At 68.9% G+C, this 23,588-nt stretch carries 27 protein-coding genes; 10 read left to right on the forward strand and 17 right to left on the reverse strand.

The annotated features are described in order from the left end of the window. Window positions 1–5: 5 nt before the first annotated feature. Complete coding sequence (locus AB0M48_RS39255) at window positions 6–1,001, reverse strand: FAD-dependent oxidoreductase (RefSeq protein ID WP_363852402.1); 996 nt, start codon at window positions 999–1,001, stop codon at window positions 6–8. A 70-nt stretch (window positions 1,002–1,071) separates the two neighbouring features. Here AB0M48_RS39255 and AB0M48_RS39260 point away from each other — a divergent pair, with 70 nt between their 5' ends. Together AB0M48_RS39260 and tuf are read left to right on the forward strand one after the other, a co-directional pair. Further along, on the forward strand, window positions 1,072–1,941 hold the full coding sequence (locus AB0M48_RS39260) for a LysR substrate-binding domain-containing protein (protein WP_363852405.1): 870 nt from the start codon (window positions 1,072–1,074) through the stop codon (window positions 1,939–1,941). 210 nt (window positions 1,942–2,151) lie between these two features. Next, window positions 2,152–3,333, forward strand: a complete 1,182-nt coding sequence (gene tuf / locus AB0M48_RS39265) for an elongation factor Tu (protein WP_363852408.1) — start codon at window positions 2,152–2,154, stop codon at window positions 3,331–3,333. 78 nt (window positions 3,334–3,411) lie between these two features. Here tuf and AB0M48_RS39270 read toward each other — a convergent pair whose 3' ends face one another. From AB0M48_RS39270 to AB0M48_RS39300, 7 genes are read right to left on the reverse strand one after another with little or no spacing between them, the layout of a single operon-like run. Continuing rightward, the gene (locus AB0M48_RS39270; RefSeq protein WP_363852411.1) at window positions 3,412–4,077 is read right to left on the reverse strand and encodes a DUF6766 family protein; all 666 of its coding nucleotides are present in this window, start codon (window positions 4,075–4,077) and stop codon (window positions 3,412–3,414) included. Window positions 4,078–4,104: 27 nt separating this feature from the next. Further along, a complete protein-coding gene (locus AB0M48_RS39275) occupies window positions 4,105–5,055 on the reverse strand; it encodes a TIGR03557 family F420-dependent LLM class oxidoreductase (RefSeq protein ID WP_363852414.1) in 951 nt (316 codons plus the stop codon). Further along, a complete protein-coding gene (locus tag AB0M48_RS39280; protein ID WP_363852417.1) occupies window positions 5,052–6,809 on the reverse strand; it encodes a thiamine pyrophosphate-requiring protein in 1,758 nt (585 codons plus the stop codon). Before AB0M48_RS39280 ends, AB0M48_RS39275 begins: the two co-directional genes overlap by 4 nt. Further along, entirely contained in the window at window positions 6,806–7,528 is a 723-nt protein-coding gene (locus tag AB0M48_RS39285) for a metallophosphoesterase (RefSeq protein ID WP_363852420.1), read from the reverse strand. Before AB0M48_RS39285 ends, AB0M48_RS39280 begins: the two co-directional genes overlap by 4 nt. Further along, window positions 7,525–7,731, reverse strand: coding sequence for a BON domain-containing protein (locus AB0M48_RS39290; RefSeq protein WP_363852423.1), 207 nt, complete (start codon window positions 7,729–7,731; stop codon window positions 7,525–7,527). The genes AB0M48_RS39285 and AB0M48_RS39290 overlap by 4 nt, the downstream gene beginning before the upstream one ends. 4 nt (window positions 7,732–7,735) lie before the next feature. Next, entirely contained in the window at window positions 7,736–8,326 is a 591-nt protein-coding gene (locus tag AB0M48_RS39295; RefSeq protein WP_363852426.1) for a hypothetical protein, read from the reverse strand. A 36-nt stretch (window positions 8,327–8,362) separates the two neighbouring features. Beyond that, window positions 8,363–8,863 (reverse strand): GNAT family N-acetyltransferase, encoded by a 501-nt coding sequence (locus AB0M48_RS39300; RefSeq protein ID WP_363852429.1) that lies wholly within the window; start codon window positions 8,861–8,863, stop codon window positions 8,363–8,365. 85 nt (window positions 8,864–8,948) lie between these two features. Between AB0M48_RS39300 and AB0M48_RS39305 the strand changes: the two genes are divergently transcribed. After that, window positions 8,949–9,173 carry a zinc-ribbon domain-containing protein gene (locus tag AB0M48_RS39305; protein ID WP_319966184.1) on the forward strand — a complete coding sequence of 75 codons (225 nt, stop codon included), beginning with the start codon at window positions 8,949–8,951 and terminating at the stop codon, window positions 9,171–9,173. 58 nt (window positions 9,174–9,231) lie between these two features. Here AB0M48_RS39305 and AB0M48_RS39310 read toward each other — a convergent pair whose 3' ends face one another. Beyond that, complete coding sequence (locus AB0M48_RS39310) at window positions 9,232–9,858, reverse strand: DUF998 domain-containing protein (RefSeq protein WP_363852433.1); 627 nt, start codon at window positions 9,856–9,858, stop codon at window positions 9,232–9,234. A 96-nt stretch (window positions 9,859–9,954) separates the two neighbouring features. Here AB0M48_RS39310 and AB0M48_RS39315 point away from each other — a divergent pair, with 96 nt between their 5' ends. Both AB0M48_RS39315 and AB0M48_RS39320 read left to right on the forward strand, forming a co-directional pair. After that, the gene (locus AB0M48_RS39315; RefSeq protein WP_363852435.1) at window positions 9,955–10,638 is read left to right on the forward strand and encodes an SRPBCC domain-containing protein; all 684 of its coding nucleotides are present in this window, start codon (window positions 9,955–9,957) and stop codon (window positions 10,636–10,638) included. Next, window positions 10,635–11,462, forward strand: a complete 828-nt coding sequence (locus AB0M48_RS39320; protein WP_363852437.1) for an alpha/beta hydrolase — start codon at window positions 10,635–10,637, stop codon at window positions 11,460–11,462. Before AB0M48_RS39315 ends, AB0M48_RS39320 begins: the two co-directional genes overlap by 4 nt. On the opposite strand, the gene AB0M48_RS39325 is transcribed toward AB0M48_RS39320, so the two are convergent. From AB0M48_RS39325 to AB0M48_RS39335, 3 genes are read right to left on the reverse strand one after another with little or no spacing between them, the layout of a single operon-like run. Further along, complete coding sequence (locus AB0M48_RS39325; protein WP_363852439.1) at window positions 11,372–12,577, reverse strand: MFS transporter; 1,206 nt, start codon at window positions 12,575–12,577, stop codon at window positions 11,372–11,374. The genes AB0M48_RS39320 and AB0M48_RS39325 overlap by 91 nt on opposite strands. Before the next feature lie 28 nt (window positions 12,578–12,605). After that, window positions 12,606–13,184 (reverse strand): Pr6Pr family membrane protein, encoded by a 579-nt coding sequence (locus AB0M48_RS39330; RefSeq protein WP_363852442.1) that lies wholly within the window; start codon window positions 13,182–13,184, stop codon window positions 12,606–12,608. Between the two features lie 23 nt (window positions 13,185–13,207). After that, window positions 13,208–13,606, reverse strand: a complete 399-nt coding sequence (locus AB0M48_RS39335) for a DUF2000 domain-containing protein (protein ID WP_363852445.1) — start codon at window positions 13,604–13,606, stop codon at window positions 13,208–13,210. A gap of 50 nt (window positions 13,607–13,656) precedes the next feature. On the opposite strand from AB0M48_RS39335, the gene AB0M48_RS39340 reads away from it, so the two are divergent. Next, the gene (locus AB0M48_RS39340; protein WP_363852448.1) at window positions 13,657–14,418 is read left to right on the forward strand and encodes an AraC family transcriptional regulator; all 762 of its coding nucleotides are present in this window, start codon (window positions 13,657–13,659) and stop codon (window positions 14,416–14,418) included. A gap of 4 nt (window positions 14,419–14,422) precedes the next feature. Beyond that, window positions 14,423–17,020: a BTAD domain-containing putative transcriptional regulator gene (locus tag AB0M48_RS39345; protein ID WP_363852451.1), complete on the forward strand. Its 2,598-nt coding sequence runs from the start codon at window positions 14,423–14,425 to the stop codon at window positions 17,018–17,020. On the opposite strand, the gene AB0M48_RS39350 is transcribed toward AB0M48_RS39345, so the two are convergent. From AB0M48_RS39350 to AB0M48_RS39360, 3 genes are read right to left on the reverse strand one after another with little or no spacing between them, the layout of a single operon-like run. Continuing rightward, window positions 16,965–18,011 carry an FAD-dependent monooxygenase gene (locus AB0M48_RS39350; protein ID WP_363852453.1) on the reverse strand — a complete coding sequence of 349 codons (1,047 nt, stop codon included), beginning with the start codon at window positions 18,009–18,011 and terminating at the stop codon, window positions 16,965–16,967. The genes AB0M48_RS39345 and AB0M48_RS39350 overlap by 56 nt on opposite strands. Before the next feature lie 50 nt (window positions 18,012–18,061). Next, on the reverse strand, window positions 18,062–18,658 hold the full coding sequence (locus tag AB0M48_RS39355) for a DUF305 domain-containing protein (protein ID WP_363852456.1): 597 nt from the start codon (window positions 18,656–18,658) through the stop codon (window positions 18,062–18,064). A 4-nt stretch (window positions 18,659–18,662) separates the two neighbouring features. Then, the gene (locus tag AB0M48_RS39360) at window positions 18,663–19,412 is read right to left on the reverse strand and encodes a lytic polysaccharide monooxygenase (protein WP_363852459.1); all 750 of its coding nucleotides are present in this window, start codon (window positions 19,410–19,412) and stop codon (window positions 18,663–18,665) included. A 279-nt stretch (window positions 19,413–19,691) separates the two neighbouring features. Between AB0M48_RS39360 and AB0M48_RS39365 the strand changes: the two genes are divergently transcribed. From AB0M48_RS39365 to pip, 3 genes are all read left to right on the forward strand, one after another. After that, a complete protein-coding gene (locus tag AB0M48_RS39365) occupies window positions 19,692–20,165 on the forward strand; it encodes a hypothetical protein (RefSeq protein ID WP_363852461.1) in 474 nt (157 codons plus the stop codon). 75 nt (window positions 20,166–20,240) lie between these two features. Next, window positions 20,241–20,783: a DUF305 domain-containing protein gene (locus AB0M48_RS39370; RefSeq protein WP_363852464.1), complete on the forward strand. Its 543-nt coding sequence runs from the start codon at window positions 20,241–20,243 to the stop codon at window positions 20,781–20,783. Between the two features lie 117 nt (window positions 20,784–20,900). Continuing rightward, window positions 20,901–21,848: a prolyl aminopeptidase gene (pip, locus tag AB0M48_RS39375; protein WP_363852467.1), complete on the forward strand. Its 948-nt coding sequence runs from the start codon at window positions 20,901–20,903 to the stop codon at window positions 21,846–21,848. Window positions 21,849–22,016: 168 nt separating this feature from the next. On the opposite strand, the gene AB0M48_RS39380 is transcribed toward pip, so the two are convergent. Both AB0M48_RS39380 and AB0M48_RS39385 read right to left on the reverse strand, forming a co-directional pair. Further along, entirely contained in the window at window positions 22,017–22,331 is a 315-nt protein-coding gene (locus AB0M48_RS39380; RefSeq protein ID WP_319989270.1) for a hypothetical protein, read from the reverse strand. Between the two features lie 75 nt (window positions 22,332–22,406). After that, window positions 22,407–23,576: an ABC transporter substrate-binding protein gene (locus tag AB0M48_RS39385; RefSeq protein WP_363852471.1), complete on the reverse strand. Its 1,170-nt coding sequence runs from the start codon at window positions 23,574–23,576 to the stop codon at window positions 22,407–22,409. Window positions 23,577–23,588 lie beyond the last annotated feature (12 nt).

Here is a 23,588-nt window from a genome sequence, read left to right on the forward strand (position 1 = left end):
GCGGATCAGCCTACGGCGTACCGGAAGTTCCGCGACCGTCCGACCACGAACGAACGCACCTGGTCGAACACCTCTTCGTGCTGCTCCTCGACGCCCAGCCGCGGCGAGATGAGCTTGATCAGGTGGGTGGCCCCGGTGCCGAGGGCGCCGCCGAGCGGGAGCACGCCGAGGAAGATCTCGGCGCTGGAGTGCGCGGCCGTCTCGCGCGCTCGGTGCAGGGCTTCCAGCGGAAGGTCCTTCAGCAGAACGTTGTCGCCCTGGTAGGTGTGCGGGGGCAGTGGCCTGCCGGCGGCCTGGGCGAACGGCTTCACGCCGAACTCCTCCTTCAGCACGGGCGCGACGCGGAGGTGGCCCACGTCGAACGGTTTCGTGCTCGCGAAGGTGACGCGCACGACGTCACCGAGGGTGGTGAGCGCCGGCGTGACGTGATCCGGCAGGTCCCAGCCGTGGAACGCCTCGAAGACCGCTTCCGCGTGCCGGGCCTCGAAGAACATCTCACCCGCGTGGACCTGCGTGACGGGCAGCAATTCGAACTCCAGCGCGGTGACGACGTCACCGGCCTTCTCGGTCGCGCGGACGCGGTCGCTCGCGAGACCGAACTCCCGCGCCAGCACGCTGAACCCGCCGGCGAGGGTGTAACCGACGACCCCGACGTCACTCGCGTCGCCGCTGAGCGGGGCGAGGCCGTGGTCCGCCGCCTTCTCGATCACCTGCTGCCAGACCGCGCCGGCTTCGGCCCTCGCGGTGCGGGTCGCGGGGTCGATCCGGACCGCGTTCATGCGCCTGGTGGAGATCAGGACGCCGGTGGTCGCCGTGGTGAGGCCGTGCCCGGTGGCCTGGACCGCGTGCTCCAAGCCGTGGGTCTCGGCGTGCCGAAGCGCTTCTTCGACGTCCTGCGCGGTCTCCACGGCGAAGATCACCTGCGGCTCGTGGCGGAGTCCGGTCTGGAAGCCGCTGCGTTCCTCGTCGTAACCGGTGTCTCCGGGGTAGAAGATCTGCATGTCTCCAGCCTCGCTGAGCTGCACTTATATGTCCAAGACCTAGTCGTGCCGCTCCCTATAATCGTTGGTTATGGAACTTCGCCAGCTGGAGTACTTCGTCGCGGTCGCGGAATCGGGCTCGTTCACGCGCGCGGCGGAACGGGTCCACGTCGCGCAGCCGGGCGTCAGCGCGCAGATCCGGCGGCTGGAACGGGAGCTCGGGCACGCACTGCTGGACCGGTCGGGCCGCACGGTCACGCTGACCGACGTCGGCGTGGCGGTGCTGCCGCTCGCCAGGGCGGCGCTGGCGTCGGTGGAGTCGGCGCGGCGGACCGTGGAGGAGATGGCCGGACTGGTGCGCGGATCCGTGCGCGTCGGGATGGTCGTGTCGTGCGGGATCATGGAACTCCCCGAGCTGCTGTCGGAGTTCCACTCGGCCCACCCCGCTGTCGAGATCACGCTGGCGGAGGCCAACTCCGACGAGCTGATCTCGTCCCTTGTGGACGGCCGGCTGGACTTCGCACTGGTCGGTTACGCGGGTACGGAGCCGGAGGGGTTGTCGGTCCGGGTGCTGGCCGACGAGCCGCTCGTGGCCGCGGTCGCGGCCTCGGATCCCTGGTACGGCAGAGAGTCCGTGCCGCTGGACGAACTGCTGGAGCGCGGGTTGATCAGCCTGCCGCCGGGGACCGGGCTGCGCGGGGCGCTGGACACCGCCTGCGGTGCGCGTCGGCCGCGGATCGCGTTCGAGGCGTCCGCACCGCCGATGGTGATCACGCTGGCGCAGCGCGGGCTCGGGCCGGCGATCCTCGCGGCGTCCATGGTCTCCGGCCTGCACACCGTGCGGATCACCGATCCCTCACCGCACAGCAGGCTCGCGTTCGCCTGGCGCGCGGAGGGTCCGCACAGCCCGGCCGCGCGGGCGTTGATCGGGCTCGCGGAAAAACAGGTGACAACGATCTAGCCGCCCTGTCACGATCACCGCATGTTCCTGACGGCTGAGCACAACACGTTCGCAGGTGTTCCTGCGGGCGCGCTCGCCGTTGCCTCGGCACAGCTGGCCGGCGCCCGACTCTGACCCTTCTCCAGTCCATCCTTCAGGACCACTGGAGGAGGGTTGTAGCGGTCCATCGGTTCTGAACCTCCAGCAGTGACTCCTGAGGGACACAGGGCAATGAAGCAAGAGTTCGTGCGCGCCAAGCCACACCTCAACATCGGCACCATGGGGCACGTCGACCACGGCAAGACCACGCTGACCGCGGCCATCACCAAGGTTCTGTCCGAAATGGACCCTTCGGGCACCACCTTCACGGCGTTCGACCGGATCGACCGGGCGCCCGAGGAGCTGGCCCGCGGCATCACGATCAACATCGCGCACGTCGAGTACGAGACGCCCACGCGTCACTACGCGCACGTCGACATGCCCGGCCACGCCGACTACGTGAAGAACATGATCACGGGGGCGGCGCAGCTGGACGGCGCGATCCTCGTGGTGTCCGCGGAGGACGGCACGATGCCGCAGACGCGCGAGCACGTGGTGCTGGCGCACCGCGTGGGCGTGCCGCACGTGGTGGTGGCGCTGAACAAGGCCGACGCGGTGAGCGACCCGGAGCTGCTCGACCTGGTGGAGCTGGAGATCCGTGACCTGCTCTCCCAGTACGGCTTCGACGGCGATGCCACACCCGTCGTGCGGGTCTCCGGCCTGCGCGCGCTGCAGGGCGACCCGGAGTGGGTGCGGTCGGTGAAGTCGTTGCTCGACGCCGTGGACTCGCACGTGCCGGTGCCCGAGCGGGACGTCACCGGGCCGTTCCTGATGCCGATCGAGAACGTCCTGACCATCACCGGCCGCGGCACCGTCGTGACCGGCGCGGTCGAACGCGGCGTGCTCGGCCTCGGCGACGCGGTCGAGGTGCTCGGCCTGGGCGACTCCGTGTCGTCCGTGGCCACCGGCATCGAGACGTTCGGCAAGCCCATGCAGCAGGCCCAGGCGGGGGACAACGCCGCGATCCTGCTGCGCGGGGTGAAGCGCGGTGACGTCCGGCGCGGCCAGGTCCTGGCCCTGCCGGGCAGCGTCGCGCCGCACACCCGGTTCCGCGCGTCCGTGTACCTGCTCTCGCACGCCGAGGGCGGCAGGCACACGGGGATCGCGTCGAACTACCGCCCGCAGTTCCACTTCCGCACCGGCGACGTCGTCGGCGTGGTGGAGCTCGACAGGACGCTGGCCCTGCCAGGGGACACCGTCGAGGTCACGGTGGAGCTGGGCAAGGCGGTGGCGATGGACACCGGGCTGGGCTTCGCGATCCGCGAGGGCGGCAAGACCGTGGGTGCCGGCACGGTCGGCGAGATCCTCGCCTAGGCGGCGGCGACGACCCGAGAAGGTGGTCGCGCTGCCTTGGAAGCGCGGTGGGACAGCGGTCTCACCGCGCTTTCGTCATCAGCCCGACCTGTCGCTCACCGAGTGCGGGGAACCGACGGGCTTCGACTCGGGTGAGCCGCGCTGGCGCAGGTAGACGCTGAGAATCGCCATCGACGCGATCGCGAGGAACTCCGACTGCCAGTTCTGCAGCGAACGGTTCCAGAAGTCGGCGCTCAGGAAGTAGTCGAAGAGTCCCATCTTCTCGGCCAGCGGGTCGGAGTTGTTGGCGTACCAGCCCGCCACCCACTGCAGCGCCCACGAGATCAGGAACAGCACCAGCATCGCGAGCCCGAGCGACTTCGAGTAGACGGCGGTGCGCCAGCCACCGGCCTTCGCCCACTTCGGCGAGTCCTTCTTGACGTGCGCGCCGACCTGCTGTTCCTCGTCGGTCTCGCGGCCGGCCTTCTCCGCGGGCTTCGACTCGGTGGAGCCGCGCTGGATGAGCCAGACGGTGGCGGTGACGTACAGGAAGAACTGCAGGTACTCGGACTGCCAGTTCTCCACGACGTCCACGAGGAAGTCTGCGGAGAACAGGTACGACCCCAACGTCAGCAACGGCTGACCCAATGCAGCCTGACGCTCGTTGTAGTCGGCGTGGCCCGCGAACAGCTGGCCGACCAGCGCCGCGAGGAACAACCCGCCGAAAACGAGCGTCAGGCTGTGCTCGCGCAGGAATCTCCTCATAGGAGCGGGTGCCCTGCGCGAACAGCATCAAACATCGATCAGCGGCACGACTTCCTTGGCCCAGAACTCGAAGAACTCCTGCTGCTGAGGCCCGATCTGCTGCACGTAGAGCTCGTCGAATCCGGCCTCGGCGAACTCCTTCACCTTCTCCGCGTACTTCTCCGGATCCGGGCCGCACGGGATCGCCTTCGCGATCATCTCGGGCGTGACCAGCTCCGACGCCTGCTCGAAGTGCTTGGGCGTCGGCAGCACCTGGGCCAGCTCACCGGGCAGGCCGTCGTTCGGCCACAACCGGTGCGCGGTCGCCACCGCGTCCTCCTCGGACGCCGCGTAGCAGACCTTCAGCCCGCTCTGCGCCGGACCGCGACCACCCTCGGCGCGGTACTTCTCGACCAGGTCGCCGTTCGGGCCGACGCTGACGTAGCCGTCGCCGCAGCGGGCCGCGAGCCGGACCGCCTTCGGGCCGAACGCCGAGACGTAGATCGGCACCGGGCGTTCGGGCACGGTGTAGATGCGGGCGTTCTCGACGGTGTAGTGCTTGCCGTGGTGGGTGACCTCGTCGCCCTGGTGCAGCGTGCGGATGAGGCCGATCGCCTCCTCCAGCATCTCGAGCCGCACGTCGGCGGACGGCCAGCGGTCGCCCAGCACGTGCTCGTTCAAGGCCTCGCCGCTGCCGACGCCGAGCACGAACCGGCCCTGCGTCTGCACGGCCGCGGTGGCGGCGGCCTGCGCGATGACGGCCGGGTGGATGCGCACGGTCGGACAGGTCACGGCCGTGGTGATCGGCAGCGTCACGGTCTCGGACAGCGCGCCGATCGTGCCCCAGACGAACGGCGACTGGCCCTGCTCGTCGTTCCACGGGTGGTAGTGGTCGGAGATCCACAGCGACTCGAAGCCGTGGTCCTCGGCCATCTTCGCGTTCCTGACCAGCTCACGCGGTCCGTGTTCTTCTGAAGAGAGGAAATAGCCCAGTTTCACGGCAGCAACTCCTGGATCTTTGTCTTGAGGCCGCGCGTCATCAGCGCCCAGGCGTCCGGGTCGCCACGCAGCACCGCCTCGGTCATGTCCTTGATCTGCTCGAACGTCGCGTGGGGCGGGATCGGCGGCACGTTCGGATCGCAGCGCACGTCGAGGACGGTCGAGCCGTCGAACGCGAGCGCCGTCTCCCACGCCGTGCCGAGCTGCGCGGGGTCGTTGATCTCGATGCCCTGCAGGCCGATCGACCGGGCGAAGGCGGCGTACGAGATGTCCGGGAGCTTCTGCGACTCCTCGAACTTCGGCGCGCCGCCCATCGCGCGCAGCTCCCACGTGACCTGGTTGAGGTCGTTGTTGTGGAAGACGCACACGACGCAACGGATGCCGTATCGGCGCAGCGTCAGCAACTCCGCCATGCCGTTCATCTGCATCGCGCCGTCACCGACCAACGCGATCAACGGCCTGTTCGGCTGGGCGAAAGCGGCACCCAACGCGTACGGGACGGCGCAGCCCATGGTGGCCAGCGTGCCGGACAGCGACGACCGCACGTTGCCGCGGATCTTGAGCAGCCGCGCGTACCAGTTCGTCGCGGAACCCGAGTCCGCTGTGACGATCGCGTTGTGGGGCAGGCGTTTCGAGAGCTCGGAGACGATCCGCATCGGGTTGACGGGATCGGCCGGCACCTGCGCCTGCCGTTCGACGACCTCCCACCAGCGCTCGACGTTCGACTCGATCGTCTCCCGCCAGGAGCGGTCGGTCTTGTTCTCCAGCAACGGGATCAGCGCGCGCAACGTCTCCCGCGCGTCGCCGACGAGGTTGACCTCGGTCGGGTAGCGCATGCCGATCGCACGGCCGTCGACGTCGATCTGCACGCCGCGCGCTTTGCCGTACTGCGGCAGGAACTGCGAGTACGGGAAGTTCGACCCGACGATCAGCAGCCGGTCGCAGTCCCGCATCATCTCGTAGGACGGTCTGGTGCCGAGCAGTCCGATCGAGCCCGTGACGTACGGCAGGTCGTCCGGCAGCACGTCCTTGCCCAGCAACGCCTTCGCGACACCGGCACCGAGCAGGTCGGCGACCGCGCGCACCTCCTCGGCGGCGTCGCGGGCACCCTGCCCGATCAGGATCGCGACCTTCTCGCCGCTGTTGAGCACCTCTGCCGCGCGCCGCACGTCGTCGAGCGCGGGCACGACGGACGACGCCGGGCGGGACGGCGGGCTCGACGGGATGTACTTGAACTCGTGCTTCGGTGCCGCGTACTCCTGCTCCTGCACGTCGTTCGGGATGATCAGCACGGCCGGCGCGCGGTCGGCGGCGGCCGTGCGCATCGCCCGGTCCAGCGCGTTCGGCAACTGCTCGGGCACCGTCACGTCGACCAGGTACGAGGCCACGTCGCGGAACAGCGAGTGCAGGTCGACTTCCTGCTGGTAGCTGCCGCCCTGCGCGGTGCGGGCGGTCTGGCCGACGATCGCGACGACCGGCACGTGGTCGAGCTTCGCGTCGTACAGGCCGTTGAGCAGGTGGATCGCGCCGGGACCGCTGGTGGCCAGGCACACGCCGACGTCGCCGCTGAACTTCGCGAAGCCGACCGCGGCGAACGCGGCCATCTCCTCGTGGCGGGTCTGGATGAACCTCGGGTCGTTGTCCGCCTTGCCGAACGCCGCCACGATCCCGTTGATGCCGTCGCCGGGATACGCGAACACCTGCTTCACACCCCAGTCGCGCAGGCGTTGGACGATGAAGTCCCCGACGGTCATGAAGCGTTCCCCTCCAGCACGTAGACCGTGTAGGCGGACCGGATGATCGGCTGTGCGACGTTGCGGACCCGCACCCCGCCCGGCGTCATGCCGTGCTCGGTGCCGAAGTGCGCGTGGCCGTGCACGGCGAGATGCGTGCCCGTCGCGTCGATGGCCTCACCGAGCAGGTACGAGCCGAGGAACGGGTAGATCTCCGGCGGTTCGCCGCGCAACGTGTCCGGCACGGGCGCGTAGTGCGTCAGCGCGACCTTGATGTCGGTGTCCAGCTCCGACAGGGCCTGTTGGAGGTTCTCCGCGATGTCGCAGGTGTGCTGGATGAACGCCTTCATCTCGCGCTCGCCGAACGCGCTCCCGCACTTGCCCGCGAACCCGCCGCCAAACCCCTTCACGCCCGCGATGCCGATCGAGCAGCCGTCGACCCGGTGGGTGAACGTCGTGCCCTCCAGCACGTGGATGCCCTTGTCCTGCAGCGTTTTGGTGACTTCGAGGGGCTTGTCGTCCTGGTGGTCGTGGTTGCCCAGCACGGCGACCACCGGCACCGGCAGGTCCGCGAACTCGTCCGCGACCACCTCGGCCTCTACGACCGTGCCGTGCCGGGTCAGGTCACCGGCCAGCAGCAGGATGTCCGCGTGCTCGCCGACCTTCTCCAACGCCGGCCGGAGGTGCCCGCGCATGTCCTCGCCGAGGTGGATGTCCCCGACCGCAGCGACTCGGATCATCGCAGGTCCTCCTCACCCTCCGGTTCGCCCGCAGGTGTCACGCGCACGTCGTTGAAGATCTTCAGCTCGGGGGCGGCCTCGTGCAGGACCTCCTCCAGCGCTGTCCTGCGTTCGGCGCAGGCCACGTCGCCGGAGAGCATCACGTGGTCGCCGCGCACGGTGACGCGCACGCCGAGTTCGGCGGTCCGAGGGTCCTCGGCCACCGCCCTACGCAGATTTGCCGCTAGGTACTGCTCGGAACTCATGGCCTCTCCCGATGATGTCCAGGCGTTCGATGAGCATCAGGAACGCTTCGGCGTAAGGCGACTCCTTGGTCTCCTCGCGCACCTGCTCCCAATCGATCTGTTCTCGCAGCGCACGGGCGAACGGAAGCAACTCGCTGAAGTCACAGCGATGCCCGTCCAGCACCAGCAGCTTGCTGCTCAGCACGAACGTCGCCGGCATCACCGGCAGCATCACCGAGCCGACCGGCATCTCCTCGGCCATCGCGAGGATCTCGTCGGTGACGATGCGCTCGTTCGGCCGGAACAGCAGGTCCACCAACGAGTCACCGTCGTAGACCTTGAGCAACCAGTCCTCGGGCGGCTCGGCGGCGCGCAGCCCGCGCTTCACCAGCACGCGCACGGCCTCCGTGGCGTCCTCCGGGCGCACGAGGAGATCGACGTCGTGTTCGCTCGCCGGCCCTCCGCGCGCGTACCCCGCACAACCGCCTGTCAGCGCGAAGGGGATCTCCGCGCCACGTAAAGCGTTGGCGACTTTGACCAACGTCCGCAGCAGCTCGTCCTGCAGTCCGCTCATGCACTCCCGGCTACCCGCCTGGGCGCGGAGTGAACCTCAGTCGGTGGCGAGTCGCGCGTGGGTCTCCGTGTCGAAGCGGGCGCCGTCGTAGAGCAACCTGGACCGCTCGACACCTTCCACCGCGAAGCCGGCGTTCGTCGCGACGCGGCAGGAGGCGGGGTTGTCCAGCCGGTGCGCGAGCTCCAGGCGGAACAGGCCGAGCTCGGCGAAGGCGAACTCGCTGACCTCGCGGCACGCCCTGGTCGCCAGCCCCTTGCCCCGCGCCTCCTCCCGCATCCAGTAGGAGACCCACCCGGTCAGGTGACGGCGGTCGACGCTCGACACGGCGACGTTGCCCACGGGAACGCCCTCGTGCAGCACGGCGAACGAGTAGGCGGTGTCCTCGTCGCGGCGGGAGGTGAGCAGCTCGATCCACTCCTCGGCCGCGGGAAGGGAGTCGATCTGGGAGGTGAACTGGCGGTCCATCTTCTCCTCGCCGGACGCGGCCAGGATGATCGGTGCGTCGTCGGGGCGCCAGGGCCGCAGCAGGGTGTCCACCTGTCCACCTTCTGAATTCCGCGGGCCGGCTGCAACTCGGAGGGGTACTCGAACGTCAGAAGGACATCCGGTAGGAGGAGAGCAGATGGTCATTTTCGGCTGGCGGACGACGATCGAGCAGTTGCGGATGCTGACGCTGGTGTGCGGGCACTGCCACCACCAGTCTGCGCACAACCTGTTCCGGCGCTACACGAAGCCGACCATCTTCTTCATCCCGCTGTTCACCATCAGCAGCAGGTACGGGCTGCAGTGCACCTTCTGCGGCGTCTCCTACGACATCAGCAAGATGCACGCGCATCAGCTCGTCTGACAGGCGGGGCAGCCAGGCGCGTCCTCGTCGGTGGTGACGCGCCCGCACTCCGGGCAGATCAGCTCGAGAAGGCAGGCCGGCTCAGCTTCAGGGACACGACCGACGTCCACACCCAGCCGATCGTCGCGACCACGTAGAGCAGCACCGTGCCGCCGGGGTCGCCCAGGAACGCCATCGGCACCATCAGGAGCACGCCCGTCAGGCCGCTCATCACCGCCAGCCATCCCCCGAGCCTACGCGCGAACACGAAGCACGCCCCGATCCAGCCGATCATCGCGAGCCCGAACGCGGCGGTGTGCAGGGCGCCGTGCCAGGACAGCGCGGCGGGCGGGCCGTCGGGTGCCCCGGCGGGAAAGCCCATGGCCGGATCGGCCACGAAGACCCCGCCGAGGATCATCCCCGCCCCCATCAGGCCGATCAGCCGCGCTCCCCACCTCGTGTGCCGGGCCATGCCCGTCGCCGCGACCAGGAACAGCGCGCCGCTGACGACGAAGTTCGCGATCTGGATCCAGCCGAGCGACCCGAGGCTGAGCATGCTGAACGGGTGCCGCGAGAGGTCGAAGCCCTCGCGGGTGAACGCCTGGGCGTACCCGGCGACGAGGTAGAGCGGACCGGCGACGACGCCACAGGCGATGCGGGACACGGGTTCCTCCAGGAGTTCGGTGCGTGGCGAGAACGGAACCACCGACAATATTTTTTGTCAAGACTAGTCCCACTGTCTTGACGAGTGGAATCGTCGGCGGCAGGATGAGACCATCACGAACCAGGACAGGGAGAACCGATGGGCCACGAGTTCAAGAGCACCGACGAGATCGAGGTGCCGGCGTCCGTCGAGGACGTCTGGACGGCCATCGCGACGGGGCCGGGCATCGACTCGTGGTTCATGGGCCGCAACGAGGTCGCCAACGGCCAGGTCAAGATGGCCTTCGGCGGGTACGAGCCGACGAGCGAGATCACCGCGTCGGAGCCGGGGCGCCACTTCGCGTACGACAGCGGCAAGGCGCCCGACGGCCGGTTCGTCGCCTACGAGTTCCTCGTCGAGGGCCGTGAGCACGGCAGCACCGTGCTCCGCATGGTCACGAGCGGCTTCCTGCCCGGCGACGACTGGGCCGACGAGTTCGAGGCGATGACGCTGGGCGGCGCGCTGTTCCGGCGCACGCTCCTGGAGTACCTCACCCACTTCCCCGGACGCACGGCCCGCCCGCTCACGGTCTTCGGTCCGATGATCAGCGACTGGGACGAGGCCTGGAAGAAGCTCGACGCGGCACTGGCCGAGAAGCTCCCGGACGCCGTCGAGTTCCACCGCAACGCCCACACGATCGGCCTGCGCACCGAACGCGGCATGTACCGGTTCATGCGCGGCTTCTTCGGCCCGGTCATCGCCGCACACCACGTCTTCGAGGGCGACGAGTCCGAACAGGACTGGCAGGACTTCCTCGACACCACCCTGGGAGAGCAGAAATGACGCGCTTCACGACTTCCGCCGACGGCACCGAGGTCGCCTACTCGATCACCGGTTCCGGGCCCGCGCTGATCATCGTGGACGGCGCGATGTGCCACCGCATGTTCGGCCCGACGACCGAGCTCGCCTCGGTGCTGGACAAGAACTTCACCGTCTACACCTACGACCGGCGCGGACGCGGCGAGACCGGTGACGGCGCGACGCCGTGGTCTCTGGAGCGCGAGGTGGAGGACATCGACGCCGTGATCGAGGAGGCCGGCGGCAGCGCGTTCGTCTTCGGCGTCTCCTCCGGCGCGGTGCTGGCGCTCGAAGCGGCCTCGCGGCTGCCGGGCATCTCCCGGCTCGCGATCTACGAGGCGCCGTTCGTCGTCGACGACACCTACAAGCCGCGCCCCGCGGACATCGTGCGGCAGATGAACGACATGCTGGCCCGCGGCGACCGCTCGGGCATGCTCTCGACGTTCATGAAGATGGTCGGCGTGCCCGGCTTCGGCCTCGCGGTCATGAAGCTCACCCCGATGTGGAAGAAGCTCAAGCCGGTCGCGCACACGCTGCCGTGGGACCTGATGATCCTCGGCGACGACGGCCGCGGTTCGAAGCTCCCCGCCGACCGCTGGAACGTCAAGGTGCCGACGCTGGCGATGGACGGCGGCAAGAGCCCCGAGTACCTCCGCAACGCCATGAAGAACGTCGCGGAAGTGCTCGGGGCGGACGCGGAGCACCGGACGCTGCCCGGTCAGACGCACATGTACAAGTCGTCGGTCATGGCGCCGGAGCTGGTGGAGTTCTTCTCGCGGGCCCAGCGCACCGCGGGGCCCATCGCGTAACCGGCCACGACGAAGAGCCCGCCGACCGCGAGCCACCCGAGTGCTCCCCAGCCGAGCACGACGGTGGTGAGCAGCGCGGGGCCGACCATGCGCGCGACGGCCGTTCCGGTCGCGAAGAAGCCCTGGTACTGGCCCTGCCGGTCGGCGGGCGCGAGGGAGAAGCTGATCTCCCACGCCCCGGAGGCCAGCATCATCTCGCCGAGGACCTGCAGCGCGGCGGCCGCGACCAGCAGCGCCGCGACCGGCCAGGCGCCGACGCTGAACGCCGTGGCCGCGAAGACCGCGCAGGAGGCGAACATGATCAGTCCCGCGTGCTTCACGAGCCTCGACGCCTGGCTCAGCCCGGTGGCGCGTTTCGCGATCCGGACCTGGAAGAGCACGACGGCGGCGGTGTTGAGCACCAGCAACGCGGCCGCGAGCCACGTCGGCGCCTCGGTGCGCTGCACGATCCACAGCGGGATGATCAGGCTCAGCAGCGGCATGTAGAGCAGCATCACGGCGTTGATCAGCGTGATCAGCGCGTACGGGCGGTCCTTGAGAACGTCGAACTTGCCCTTCGCCCTGGTCATCGCGGTCTCCGGCAGCGTGCTCAGCACAGCTGCGGCGATCAGGAACGCGATGACGTCGAGCACGAACACGGCGGTGTAGGCGATCTCGGTGCCGAGGTGCAGCGCGAACCCGCCCGCCGCCGCGCCGATCGCGATGCCCGCGTTGGCCGTGGACTGGATGCGCGCCCGTGCCCGCGTGCGTTCCTCCGGCGTGGTGAGGCCGGCGAGCAGGGCCTGCCTGGACGCCTGCAGGCCGCTCTGGAAGCTCGCGTACAGGCACATGACCAGCACGAACGCGGCGAAGTTCCGGGTGAGGAGCAGGATCGCGATGCTCGCGGCGGTAGCGAGGGCGAGCACGACCGCGGTGGTGCGCGGGCCCAGGCGGTCGGCGAGGTGTCCCAGCGCGACGCCGGCGACGGCTCCGACGCCCCACGCGAGCGTGAGCGCCAAGCCGACCCGTGCCGCGCTCAGGCCCACGACCTGCGTGAAGTAGAGAGCGGAGACGACGAGGAAACCGCCGTCCCCGACCGAGTTCGTCAGCTGCGCGTACGCGAGTCGCCTGGTCATGTCCTAGAACGTAGAACGGCTATTGGCCCTAGCCGTGGGACAAGGACATGCTCCTTTTCTGGGCCAATTTGTTGCCCGCCCACGACACCGCGAACGCCAGCACCCCGAAGACCACCGCGACGAACAAGCAGGTCAGAAGCACTGCGCCGTAGCCGTTCTGGCGCGGATCCATGAACGGGTAGGGGTACCAACCCACGATCGGGCCCCTGACCAGCGTGTACGCCAGGTACGCGAGCGGGAACGACAGCCAGATCCACCACCGCCTGGTCTTCTCCGGCGCGAGCAGCCACTCCACGACCACGAGGATCGGCACGACGGTGTGCAGCACCCAGTTCGCGTAGGCGGGCGTCTGCACGTCGACGTCTCGCAGCAAAAGCCAGTACACGATGCCCGTCGTACCCATGTAGAGCACGGCCGCGCCCCTGATCTGCGCCGACACCGGACTGAACACGCCCAGCAACGCCACCACCGCCGCGAAGACGTTCGAGAGCACGGTGAAGTAGCTGAAGTGGTTGGACGGGCGGAAGTTCTCGCCCAGCACCACGACCAGGTAGATCTCCGCCGAAAGCACCAGCAGGAACACGGCCATCCGGAGCAGCTTGATCACTCACGCATTAGAACCCGGTTTCGTCAGGGATGCATCCGGGCGCCCTTGAAGATCTTGTCGACGGCGTTCTTCTGGCCGTGGACCGCGATGCCGACCAGGTCGAGGTCCTGCGTGTGCACCTTGCGGACGGCGGCCCGGTTGTCGGCGTCGTTGCCGGTGGCGAAGAGGTCCGCGGTGAAGATGCTCATGGGCTGCTTGCGGTTGAGGGCGCGTTCGTGCGCCTTCTTGAGCAGGTCCTGGTCGCCCTGCAGGACCACGACGGGCTGGCCGAACATCGACAGGTAGTGCACGTCGTCGGCATCGACGTAGGGCTCGCCGCGCAGCGTCTCGGGCAGCCCGCTGACGAGGAAGGCGGTGACGTTCAGCGCCTGCCAGCCGGCCAGGTCGTCCCGCAGCAGCACAGCGATCTTGGTGTCGAACATGGCCACAACGATCGCGGGCGTCCCCGTGTGCCGTCTTGTACGTTCCTGACATGAGCGTCACGGCCTGGAAGCCGGACGTGGAAGGCATCAAGGAGGTCTTCCACGCCTCCTTCACCACGCACGTCTACCCGGCGCACACGCACGATGCCTGGACGTTGATGGTGCTCGACACGGGTGCCGTGCGGTACGAACTGGACCGTCACGAACACGGCGCGCTCGTGGACGGCGTCACGCTGTTGCCGCCGCACGTGCCGCACGACGGCCGCTCCGCGCACCCGGCCGGGTTCCACAAACGCGTGCTGTACCTGGACGACTCGGTGCTGCCGTCCGATCTGATCGGCAAGGCCGTCGACACGCCGATGCTGCCCGATCCGCTGCTGCGGCAACGGGTCCACCAGCTGCACCTGACGCTGGACGAGCCGTTCGAGGCGGCGAGCAGGCTGGCGTTGATCACCGAACGCCTCACGCACCACTTCGCCGGCACCGCACCCGTCGTGCACGCGGACCCGACGCTCGCCGACCGGTTGCGGCAGCTGCTGGACGCCTCCCTGCCGGACGGGATGACCCTGAACGCGGCCGCGCGGGAGTTGCAGACCAGCCCGACCCACCTGGTGCGGGCGTTCAGCCGCCGGTTCGGGTTGCCGCCGCACAAGTACCTGACCGGCCGCCGGGTCGATCTCGCGCGTGGTCATCTGGTCGAGGGGCGGTCGGCGGCGGAGGCGGCGGTGCTGGCCGGGTTCCACGACCAGTCGCACCTGACGCGTCACTTCCGCCGTGTCCTGGGTACGAGTCCCGGGCGCTTCGTACGCTGACACCGTGCACATCGGCATACTCGGGCCAGTTGAAGCGCACTCCCCCGACGGCAAGATCGCGCTAGGTGGCCCACGGCCGCGCACCCTGCTGGCGCTGCTCGCGATCCGGGCGGGGGAGATCGTGCCGCTCGACCGCCTGGTGGACGAGCTCTACGGCTCCGAGCCGCCGTCGGACGCCGCGAACGCCTTGCAGGGCCAGGTCTCGCGCCTGCGCCGGGCACTCGGGGACGCGGCGCTGGTCGAGTTCCACCCGGCCGGCTACCGGCTGGCGCTGCCCGCCTCCCAGGTCGACGCGCACCGGTTCGTCTCGCTGGCGGCGGACGGCCGGCAGGCGTTGGAGCAGGGTGATCCGCGGGCCGCGGAATCCCTTTTGTCCGAGGCACTTCTGCTCTGGCGAGGTCCGGCGCTCGCCGACGTGGCGCTGGCGGACCACGCGACCCGCCTGGAACAACACCGTTCCGCCGCCGCGGGTTCGCTGGTGGCGGCACGGATCCGGCTCGGCAAGGCCGACGTGGCGGAGATCCGGGACCTGGTGCGGCAGAACCCGTTGGACGAACGCCTGCGCGGCTACCTGATGCAGGCGCTGAACCAGCAGGGCCGTCAAGCCGAGGCGCTGCAGGCGTTCGAGGACGCGCGCGCCCTGCTGGCCGACGAACTGGGCACAGACCCGTCGCCCGAACTGCGTGCGGTGCACCTGCAGGTGCTGCGCGGCCAGACCCATCGCGAACTTCCCGCCCAGCTGACCACTTTCGTTGGCAGGCAGGAGGAACTCGCGCGGATCGCCTCGCTCTCCGCGCGGCTCATCACCCTCACCGGCCCCGGCGGCGCGGGCAAGACGAGGCTCGCGCTGCAGGCCGCCGGTCCCGGCGCGATCTTCGTGGACCTGGCACCGGCCAAGGACGTCGCGGCGGCGACGCTGCAGGCGTTGGGGCTCAAGGAGACCGTGCTGGAGCCGGAGGACCGGCTGACGCTGGCGCTGCGCGAACGCGACGCGTTGCTGATCCTGGACAACTGCGAGCACCTGATCGCCGAGGCCGCCCGGCTGGCCCAGCACCTGCTCAGCACCTGCCCCTCGGTGCGCATCCTCGCCACGAGCCGGGAGGCGCTCGGCATCACCGGCGAGACGCTGTGCCCGGTGCCGCCGCTCGACCCCGAGCAGAGCGTGGCGCTGTTCGCCGACCGCGCCCGGCTGGTCAACCCCGCGTTCGTGCGCGACCGGCACACGGTCGACATCTGCCGGGAGCTGGACGGCCTGCCGCTGGCGATCGAACTGGCCGCGGCGCGCACCCGGACGTTGACGACCGAGGAGATCGCCGCCCGTCTGAACGACCGCTTCCGCCTGCTCACCAAGGGAAACCGTGCCGCCGCACCGCGTCACCAGACGCTGCGGGCCGTCGTGGAGTGGAGCTGGGACCTGCTGTCCGAGGACGAACGCGACCTGGCCGCGTGCCTCGCGACGTTCAGCGGCGGGGCGAGCCTGGAGGCCGTCGAGGAGGTCTGCCGGCACGACCTCGAGACGCTGGACGCGCTGGTGGACAAGTCCTTGGTGGAAGCCGCCGACGGCCGCTACCGGATGCTGGAGACCATCCGCGAGTTCTGCTCGCAGCACAAGCGCGTCGACGCCGAGCACGCCTCGTACTTCCAGGAACTGGCTCGCCGCGCGGATCCCGAGCTGCGCCGGCGGGATCAGGTGCGGTGGTTCGCCCGGTTGAGCGCCGAACACGCGAATCTGATGCAGGCGCTCGACTGGACCACCTCGGTCGCCCCGGACCAGGCGCTGCGGCTCGTCGGCGACCTGGCCTGGTACTGGTACCTGAAGGGCAGCCGCACGGAGGTCCAGGGCGCGGCCCGCCGGCTGTTGGAGCGGGTAGCCGAACAGTCCACAGAGGAGTACACCGTCCTGCTGGCACTGGCCGAACCCGAACGCGTGCAGGAGAAGCTCCTGGCGCTGCGCGGCCCGATCAAGCAACCGTTCGTCCTCATCGCCTGGGCGATGCTCAGCGGCCCGCCCGACCCGTCCGCACCGCGCACCGCGTTGCAGGACGAGGTCGAGAGCAGCGAGGACCCGTGGATCCAGGGCCTGATGGGCTTCAGCAACGCCTACACCACCTGGGCCGCCGACGGTGACCGCGGCCTCGCGATCCAGCAGTCCCGCGAAGCCCTGCGGCGGTTCCAGGACCTGGGCGAACGCTGGGGATCGGCCCAGGTCCTGGACGTGCTGGCCACCCTGACCGAGGACCCTGCCGAAGCCCTCGCGCTGACCGACGAGGCACTCCGGGCCGTCGCCGAACTGGGCGCCGTGGAGGAGCTGGCCGAACTGCGGGGCCGGCGCGCGGACCGGTTGCTCGACATCGACCAGGACCAGGCCGAACGCGACTACCTCCAGGCGCTGGAGATGGCGGCGCAGGCGGGACTGGCCGCCACTGCGGCGCTCGCGCATGCCGGACTGGCCAAGATCGCCCTGCGCCGGGGAGAACCAGCGCGGGCCGAGGAGCTTTTGCTGGCGGCCCAGCAGGAGCTCGGGTTCGGATGGATGCACACAGCGGTCAAGCAACAGGTGGACGAGGCGCTCGGTGAACTGCGGCGTACTCGGGAAGGGTGATCGCGGTGGCGGCCCGCAGGTCCATCCGCGCGACCATCGGCATCTTCGGCAGCAGCGCGAACATCCGGTCCCGCACCCACATCCCGAGCCTGCTTCCGGGCGCGAGGAACGGCCCGGGGTTGCCCTGGCTGCCGCGGGCGTACGGCCCGATCAGTGCCTCGTACCGGGCGAAGGCGTCCCCTCCCGCCGCCATCTCCCCCGCGAGGACGTAGGCGGAGACGACCGCGAGCCCGGTTCCCATGCCGCCCAGCGTGGAGCCGTACCCGGCGTCGCCGATCAGCGTGACCCGCCCTGAACTCACCGCGGGCATGCGGATCTGGCTGATCGAGTCGAAGTAGACGCCCTGCGCCACCACCTCGTCCGGCATCAGCTCGGGAGGGATCGGCGACTTGTACAGCAGCCATCCCGGCGAGGTCAGCACGCCCGGTGAGCAGGTCAGGTCCCGGTCGTCGCCCTCCGCGTCCCAGATCGCGAAGTAGTAGCCCTGGAACTTCGGCCGGTACTCGGGGAAGACCAGCCGCCGCACCCCGGACCGCATGCCGTCCGCGCCGATCACGAAGTCGAAGCGCCGTGACGGCCCGTGCGCGAACGTGACGTCCACACCGGCGCCGTCGTCGTGCAGTGCCGTGATCCAGTCGCCGAACACGTACTCCACGTCGGAAGCGGTCAGCTCGTACAGCAGGCGCGACAGGTCACCGCGGAGGATCTCCACGTCCCCGGCGGTGAACGAGGCGGGCAGCCGTGCCCGTTCGCGGCCGTCGACGCCGCGGAACACCATGTCCCGCGGCGTGGTCCGCGCGGCCAGCACCGCGTCGAGCACACCCATCCGCCTCAGCACGGACAGGTGCACCTCGCCGCGGAAGTCCACGGCCTGGCCACCGTCACGCAGCGCTGGCGCCCGCTCCACCACGACCGGGGTGAAGCCGAAGCGCCTCAGCCAGTGCGCCAGAGCGGGCCCGGCGATTCCCGCTCCCGAGATCAGTACGTCCATGCTCGGGATGCAACGCCGGGCCGCTGACCGAACGCTGGCAAAGCGCTGACCTACGCGCCGCCGATGATCTTCAGCATCTGCGAGATCTGGCCCTGCCGGGTGTTGACCACCCGTTCGGCATAGGCCGTCGTCTCGGGGTTCATGCCTTCTTTCTTCTCCGTCAGCGCCATCTCGACGCCGGCGCCCTGATGACCGGTCATCAGGTTGAGGAAGAGCTGGTCGAACTCGGCTCCGCTCTTCTCCTTGGTCTCGTCGATGACCTTGTCGTCGAGCAGCGGCTGGCCACCGTGGGCGGCGTGCAGGTTCGCACCGTCACCCTCCGGCTTGCCCCAGAGCTTCAGCCACGACTTGAGCATCGTGAGTTCCTCGCGCTGGGTCACGTCGATCGCGCCCGCGAGGTCCTTCGCCTCCTGCGTGGTCGCCTTCGCCAGACCCACCTGCGAGAGGCTGATGCCGAGTTGCAGGTGGTCCACCATCATCTGCACGAACATCACGTCCGCGTCGTTGAACCTCGCACTGGCGGCAGGAACGGGTGGTGCGGCGGAGCTCGCGCCGTGACCGTGGGCTCCCTGGCCCTCCGGCACGACCGCCTCTCCGCCGCACCCCGCCAGCGCCAGGACCGCGACCGCGATCACCAGGCGCTTCATCAGGTCAGACCTTCTCCCACAGGGCCGCCACGTTCGGCGGTTCCCAGCCGGTCAGCGAGGTGTGCGCCTGACGGCACCGGTAGGTCGAACCGCCGTAGGTGACGGTCTGACCGGCCGCGTACGACGTGTTCGCCGCCCACGTGCCACCGGCGGGCGGCGGCGTCGTGGTGCTGGACGACGTGGTGGTGGGAGGAGGAGTCGTGGTCGTGGTGGTGGGCGGCGGGGTCGTGCCGCCACCACCGATGTTGAGGTCGATGCACGAGTAGAAGGCGTTGACCGTGTCGGCGATGTTCCAGATCGCGTACAGCTTCTGGCGGCCGGAGAACCCGCCGAGGTTGATCGTGTGCGTGGTCGGGTTGTTCGGCTGCTGGTTGTTGCCGGCGACGTAACCGACGCGCGTGTTGCCGATGAAGTACTCGTAGTCGCGCGTGGCGTGCCGGGCGGTGAAGGTCCAGGTCAGCGACAGGGTCTGACCGGTGTTGGTGACCTTCCAGGGCAGCGAGTCGTTGTCGAGCGGCGCGAACGGACCGTTCGCACCGCTGCAGTTCTTCAGGCCCTTGGGGCCTTCGGCACTCTGCGGCTCGTACTTCGCCTGGCCACAGAGGTCGACGGAGACGTCTCCCCTGGCGCACTGCGCCGAACGACTGGCAGGCGACGACACGTAGCCGTGCGCGCTCGCCGAACCGACCGGCGTGATCAAGACGATGGCAGGGACAGCGGCCATGAGCAGCGCCGCTTTGCGCATGATTTTCATTCGTCCGAACTCCTTGGATCGTTCCCAAACGGGGTGACCCGTAGGCAGGGGGCGGGAACCGGGAGCGCTCTAGATCGCTCACCGATCCAGTTTCGGTCTGTGGTCTAGACCATAAACCGGGATTCGGAAAACGGTCAAGCGATCATCGGGCACGAACGAAAACTGCTTTCTGCCACCGGGTTCACGGCTGTCTGACAACGTTTACTCAGCCATTCGGTTCACCGGATCGGTCCAGCCGGCCCATTGGTACGAACTCCGCACATTGGGTATCCCCGTGCCATGCGCGAATTCGACGAGCCCAGCAGGGCGGCCGGCCCCGGCGTTGTCACCGACGGACCCGCAGGTGCCCCCACTGTCCTCGTGATCGATCCAGCAGGAGAGGCCGTCCACAACGAGATCCCGGCGACCTGGCGGCCGTTGACCGAACACCTGCGGATCGTGTGGCTGCGAGCCCCCGCGGCGCCGACCTGGAAGTCCACAGTGGACACGGTGCTGACCAGGCACCGCGACGAGACGCGGTCCGTGCTGGACGTCGTCACCAGCGGACCGCTCGCGGCCGACGTGATCGACCTCGTGGGAGCTCACCGCGAGCTCGTGCGCTCGGTGCTGCTGGTGGACCCCGAGGTCCAGGTGGACGCCCCGTTCGCCCAGGTCATCCCCCACACCAACACCACTCCGGTCCCGCTCCCGCTCGGCCACCCCGACGTCGTCCAGGGTGTCCTCGCGGCACTCGGCCTCCACCGAACCACTTAGGCCGCCGAACTTTCGCTGAACCGGACACTTCGGCCACCCGTATCCCTCGGCAGGGAACACGAGACGGGAGGCTTCATGCGAGCGCGTCTGCTCATCATCGTGCTGGGGCTGCTTGCGCTGACGGGCTGTTCGTCGGTCGGCGGCAGCAGCTCGGGCGAACCGGCGGCCAACGAGGCGGATGCGACGTTCTCGTTGCGCATGATCCCGCACCACCGCCAGACGATCGAGATCGCCAAGGTCGCGATGCAGAAGTCCAAGGACGAGTTCGTCGTCAACGTGGCCGACAAGATCGCCACGGCCGAGGCGGGCGAGATCGAGCAGATGGCCACCTACCTGCGCAGCTGGAACATCCAGGTGCCCGGCGACGACGCCAACGCCACGCACAAGATGGCGGGCATGATGACCGTCAAGGACGTCGAGGCGCTGAAGTCCGCCACCGGCAAGCAGTACGACGACCTCTTCCTCGCCACCCTCTCCCGGCACCTCCGCAGTGGCGTGGACATGGCGAAGGACGCCCAGGCCAAGGGTGAGCACATCGGTTCCAAGGCGCTGGCGGGCAAGATCATCGTGTCGCAGACCGAGGTGCTGGACCAGATCAGCGCCAAGCAGAAGTCCTGACACCGCAGCAGGACCAGCACGCCCATCACACGTCCACGGCCGCCATGGCAGTGGACGTGTCGGCGTGAGCCCGAAATCCGGTCGGCCCCGGCCCTCACGCTGAATACCCTCCCCGGCATGTACCCACAGGTGGAGCCCTACGCCCAAGGCATGCTCGACGTAGGAGACGGCCAGCGAATCCACTGGGAGGCCAGCGGCAACCCCGGCGGCAAACCGGCGTGCGTGTTCCACGGCGGCCCAGGATCAGGTTCAGACCCCAGATGGCGCGAGGACTTCGACCCGGATCACTGGAACCTGATCCTCTGGGACCAGCGCGGCAGCGGTCGAAGCACGCCCCCGGTCGCAGATCCGGCGACCAGCATGGAACACAACACCACCCAGCACCTGATCGACGACGCCGAGAAGCTCCGCGAACACCTCGGCATCGACAAGTGGCTGCTGGCCGGCGGTTCCTGGGGTTCGACCCTCGTCCTCGCCTACGCCATCCAGCACCCCACCAGGGTCAGCGAGATCATCATCCCGGCGGTGACCACCTCCCGTCCCGAGGAGCACGCGTGGATCACCCGCGGCCTCGGCATGTTCTTCCCGGACCACTTCGACGCGTTCCGCGACGGCGTCCCGGAGGAGGACCGCGACGGCAACCTGGCCCTGGCCTACAACAAGCTCCTCAACTCACCTGACCCGGCGGTCAGGGACAAGGCCGCCTGGGACTGGAGCAAGTGGGACCTGTCCACGATCACGGGTGGCGACAACGACTTCGAAGGCACGAGGTACGCCGACCCCGTCACGCGCTACCGGCTCGCGCGGACCGTGACCCACTACTGGGGCAACGAGGCGTTCCTGGAGCCGAACCACATCTTCGACAACCTCGGCAGGCTCGAGGGCATCCCCGCCGTGCTCATCCACGGCCGCAACGACTTCGGCGGGCCGTTGTACACGGCGTGGGAGGTGGCCAAGCGGTGGCCCGACGCCGAACTGGTCATCCTGAACGACGCCGGGCACGTCATCATGGAGGGCAACAGCATGGACGAGGCCATCACCGCCGCCATCCACAGGTTCCGCTAAGCACTGCTCCGGAAGTCCTGTCTCCGTCGAACGGACCGTTCACCGCTCGGATTTTCCGCACGCGGGGCGCTTTCGTGCGGTGTGACCGCACGAAAGCGCCCCGCGTGCGGAAAATCCGAGCGGTGAACGGTCCGTTCGACGAGAGAGACGGGACTTCCGGAGCAGTGCTTAGACCGGGAGGGGCCTCATCCTGTCCGGCATGTGCGCGCGGAGCGTGTCGTGCAACGCCGACACCTCGTCGGCGTCCAGCAGAACGGACCCCGTCTCGCACGCCAGCACCGCCTCACCGGTGCGCTGGTCGGGCACGTACCGCAGTGCCACGTCCGGCACCGTGCACGACTCCGCCTGACGAATCGCGGTCAGCAACTCCGACACCCGTTCGTACCCCAGCCGCGCGCTCCAGCGCGACGCGGCCGGGGGACGGACGAACAAACGGAGGCCTCCGGTGGAGCGGCGAACCTCGACGCACGACAACACCGTCACGACCTCCTACCCAAGCCTCAGCAGCGAGACTAGTCGGCGATGTCCGGTTTCAGCGTCGAGTGTCACCCGTTCGGTTCATTGGTAGCAGGGCTTCTCGAACTTGAAATCCTTTGCCGTCGAGCCGGTGAAGAAGTCCTCCACCAGCGTCACTCCGGTCGGAGCGGCGTCGTCGGGCCGGTAGAGGGTCGTCTGACGGAACAGTCCGTCCTGGGGCGAAGCGGAGAAGTTACCTGCACCCGAAGGAAGCATGCCCTCGTAGTCCACGGACGTCAGCTGGCGCACGGCGGCGAGCACACCGGCCCGCGTCAGGTCCTTGTTCGCCGCCGCCTTCTCGAGCGCGGCCTTGAGCGGGTACGCCCACACCCAGCCCGCGGTGTAGCCGTCGTTCGGCGTCACGCCGGGCAGTGCCGCGCGCATCGCGGTGTGGCCGACGGACTCGGTGCCCCACGACTTCCACGGCGCGGTCTGCATGTACAGCGCCTTGATCGCGGGAGCGGCCGGCGACTTCAGCAGGCCGGGGTTCCACGTCGGCGAGGTGCCGATGAACTTGCCCTTGAAGCCGCGGGCCGCGGCCTGGCCGATGATCACGGCCGCGTCGGTCGGTCCGGTCGTCAGGATCACCAGGTCCGGCTTCTTGGACACCACGGCGTCGATCGCACCGCCCTGGTTGTCCTGGCCGGCCGTGGTGGTCACGTTCTCGAACGTCAGCCCGCGCTTCTCGGCCGCGATCTTCGTCCCCGCCGCCGCGTCGTCGCCGTAGTCACCGGCGTTGTGCACGGCCATGACGGACTTGACGCCCATCTTCTCGGTGGCGTAGTCGACCGCGTTCATCGACTCGACGCAGTAGTTCGCGCCGGACTCCAGCACGACCTCCTGGTGGCCCCACAACGAGGTCCAGGACGCCGGCACGGAGACCATCGGGGTCTTCTCGAGGTCCGGCAGGATCGCCACGGTGGTGGGCGAGCCCAGCGTCTGCGTCAGCGCGAGGACGCTGCCCTTGATCTCCTGGTAGACCTGGTTGTGGATCTGCGGGTTGTACTTGTTGTCCTTGACGTACTTCGTGACGTCGACCTCGTAGCCGCCGATGCCGCCCTTGTCGTTGACGCGCTTCCAGAACGCCTTCTGCGAGTCCGTGATCGGCACGGCCAGCGTCTTGAACGGGCCCTCGGTGAGGTCCGAGATGGTGCCGAGGTAGATGCAGCCCTTGGACTTGTCGACGGCGTTGGGGCACGCCTCCTTCGTCACGCCGGCGTCGAC

The sequence above is a fragment of the Lentzea sp. NPDC051208 genome, assembly GCF_040682435.1.
Taxonomy (GTDB): Bacteria; Actinomycetota; Actinomycetes; order Mycobacteriales; family Pseudonocardiaceae; genus Lentzea; species Lentzea kristufekii.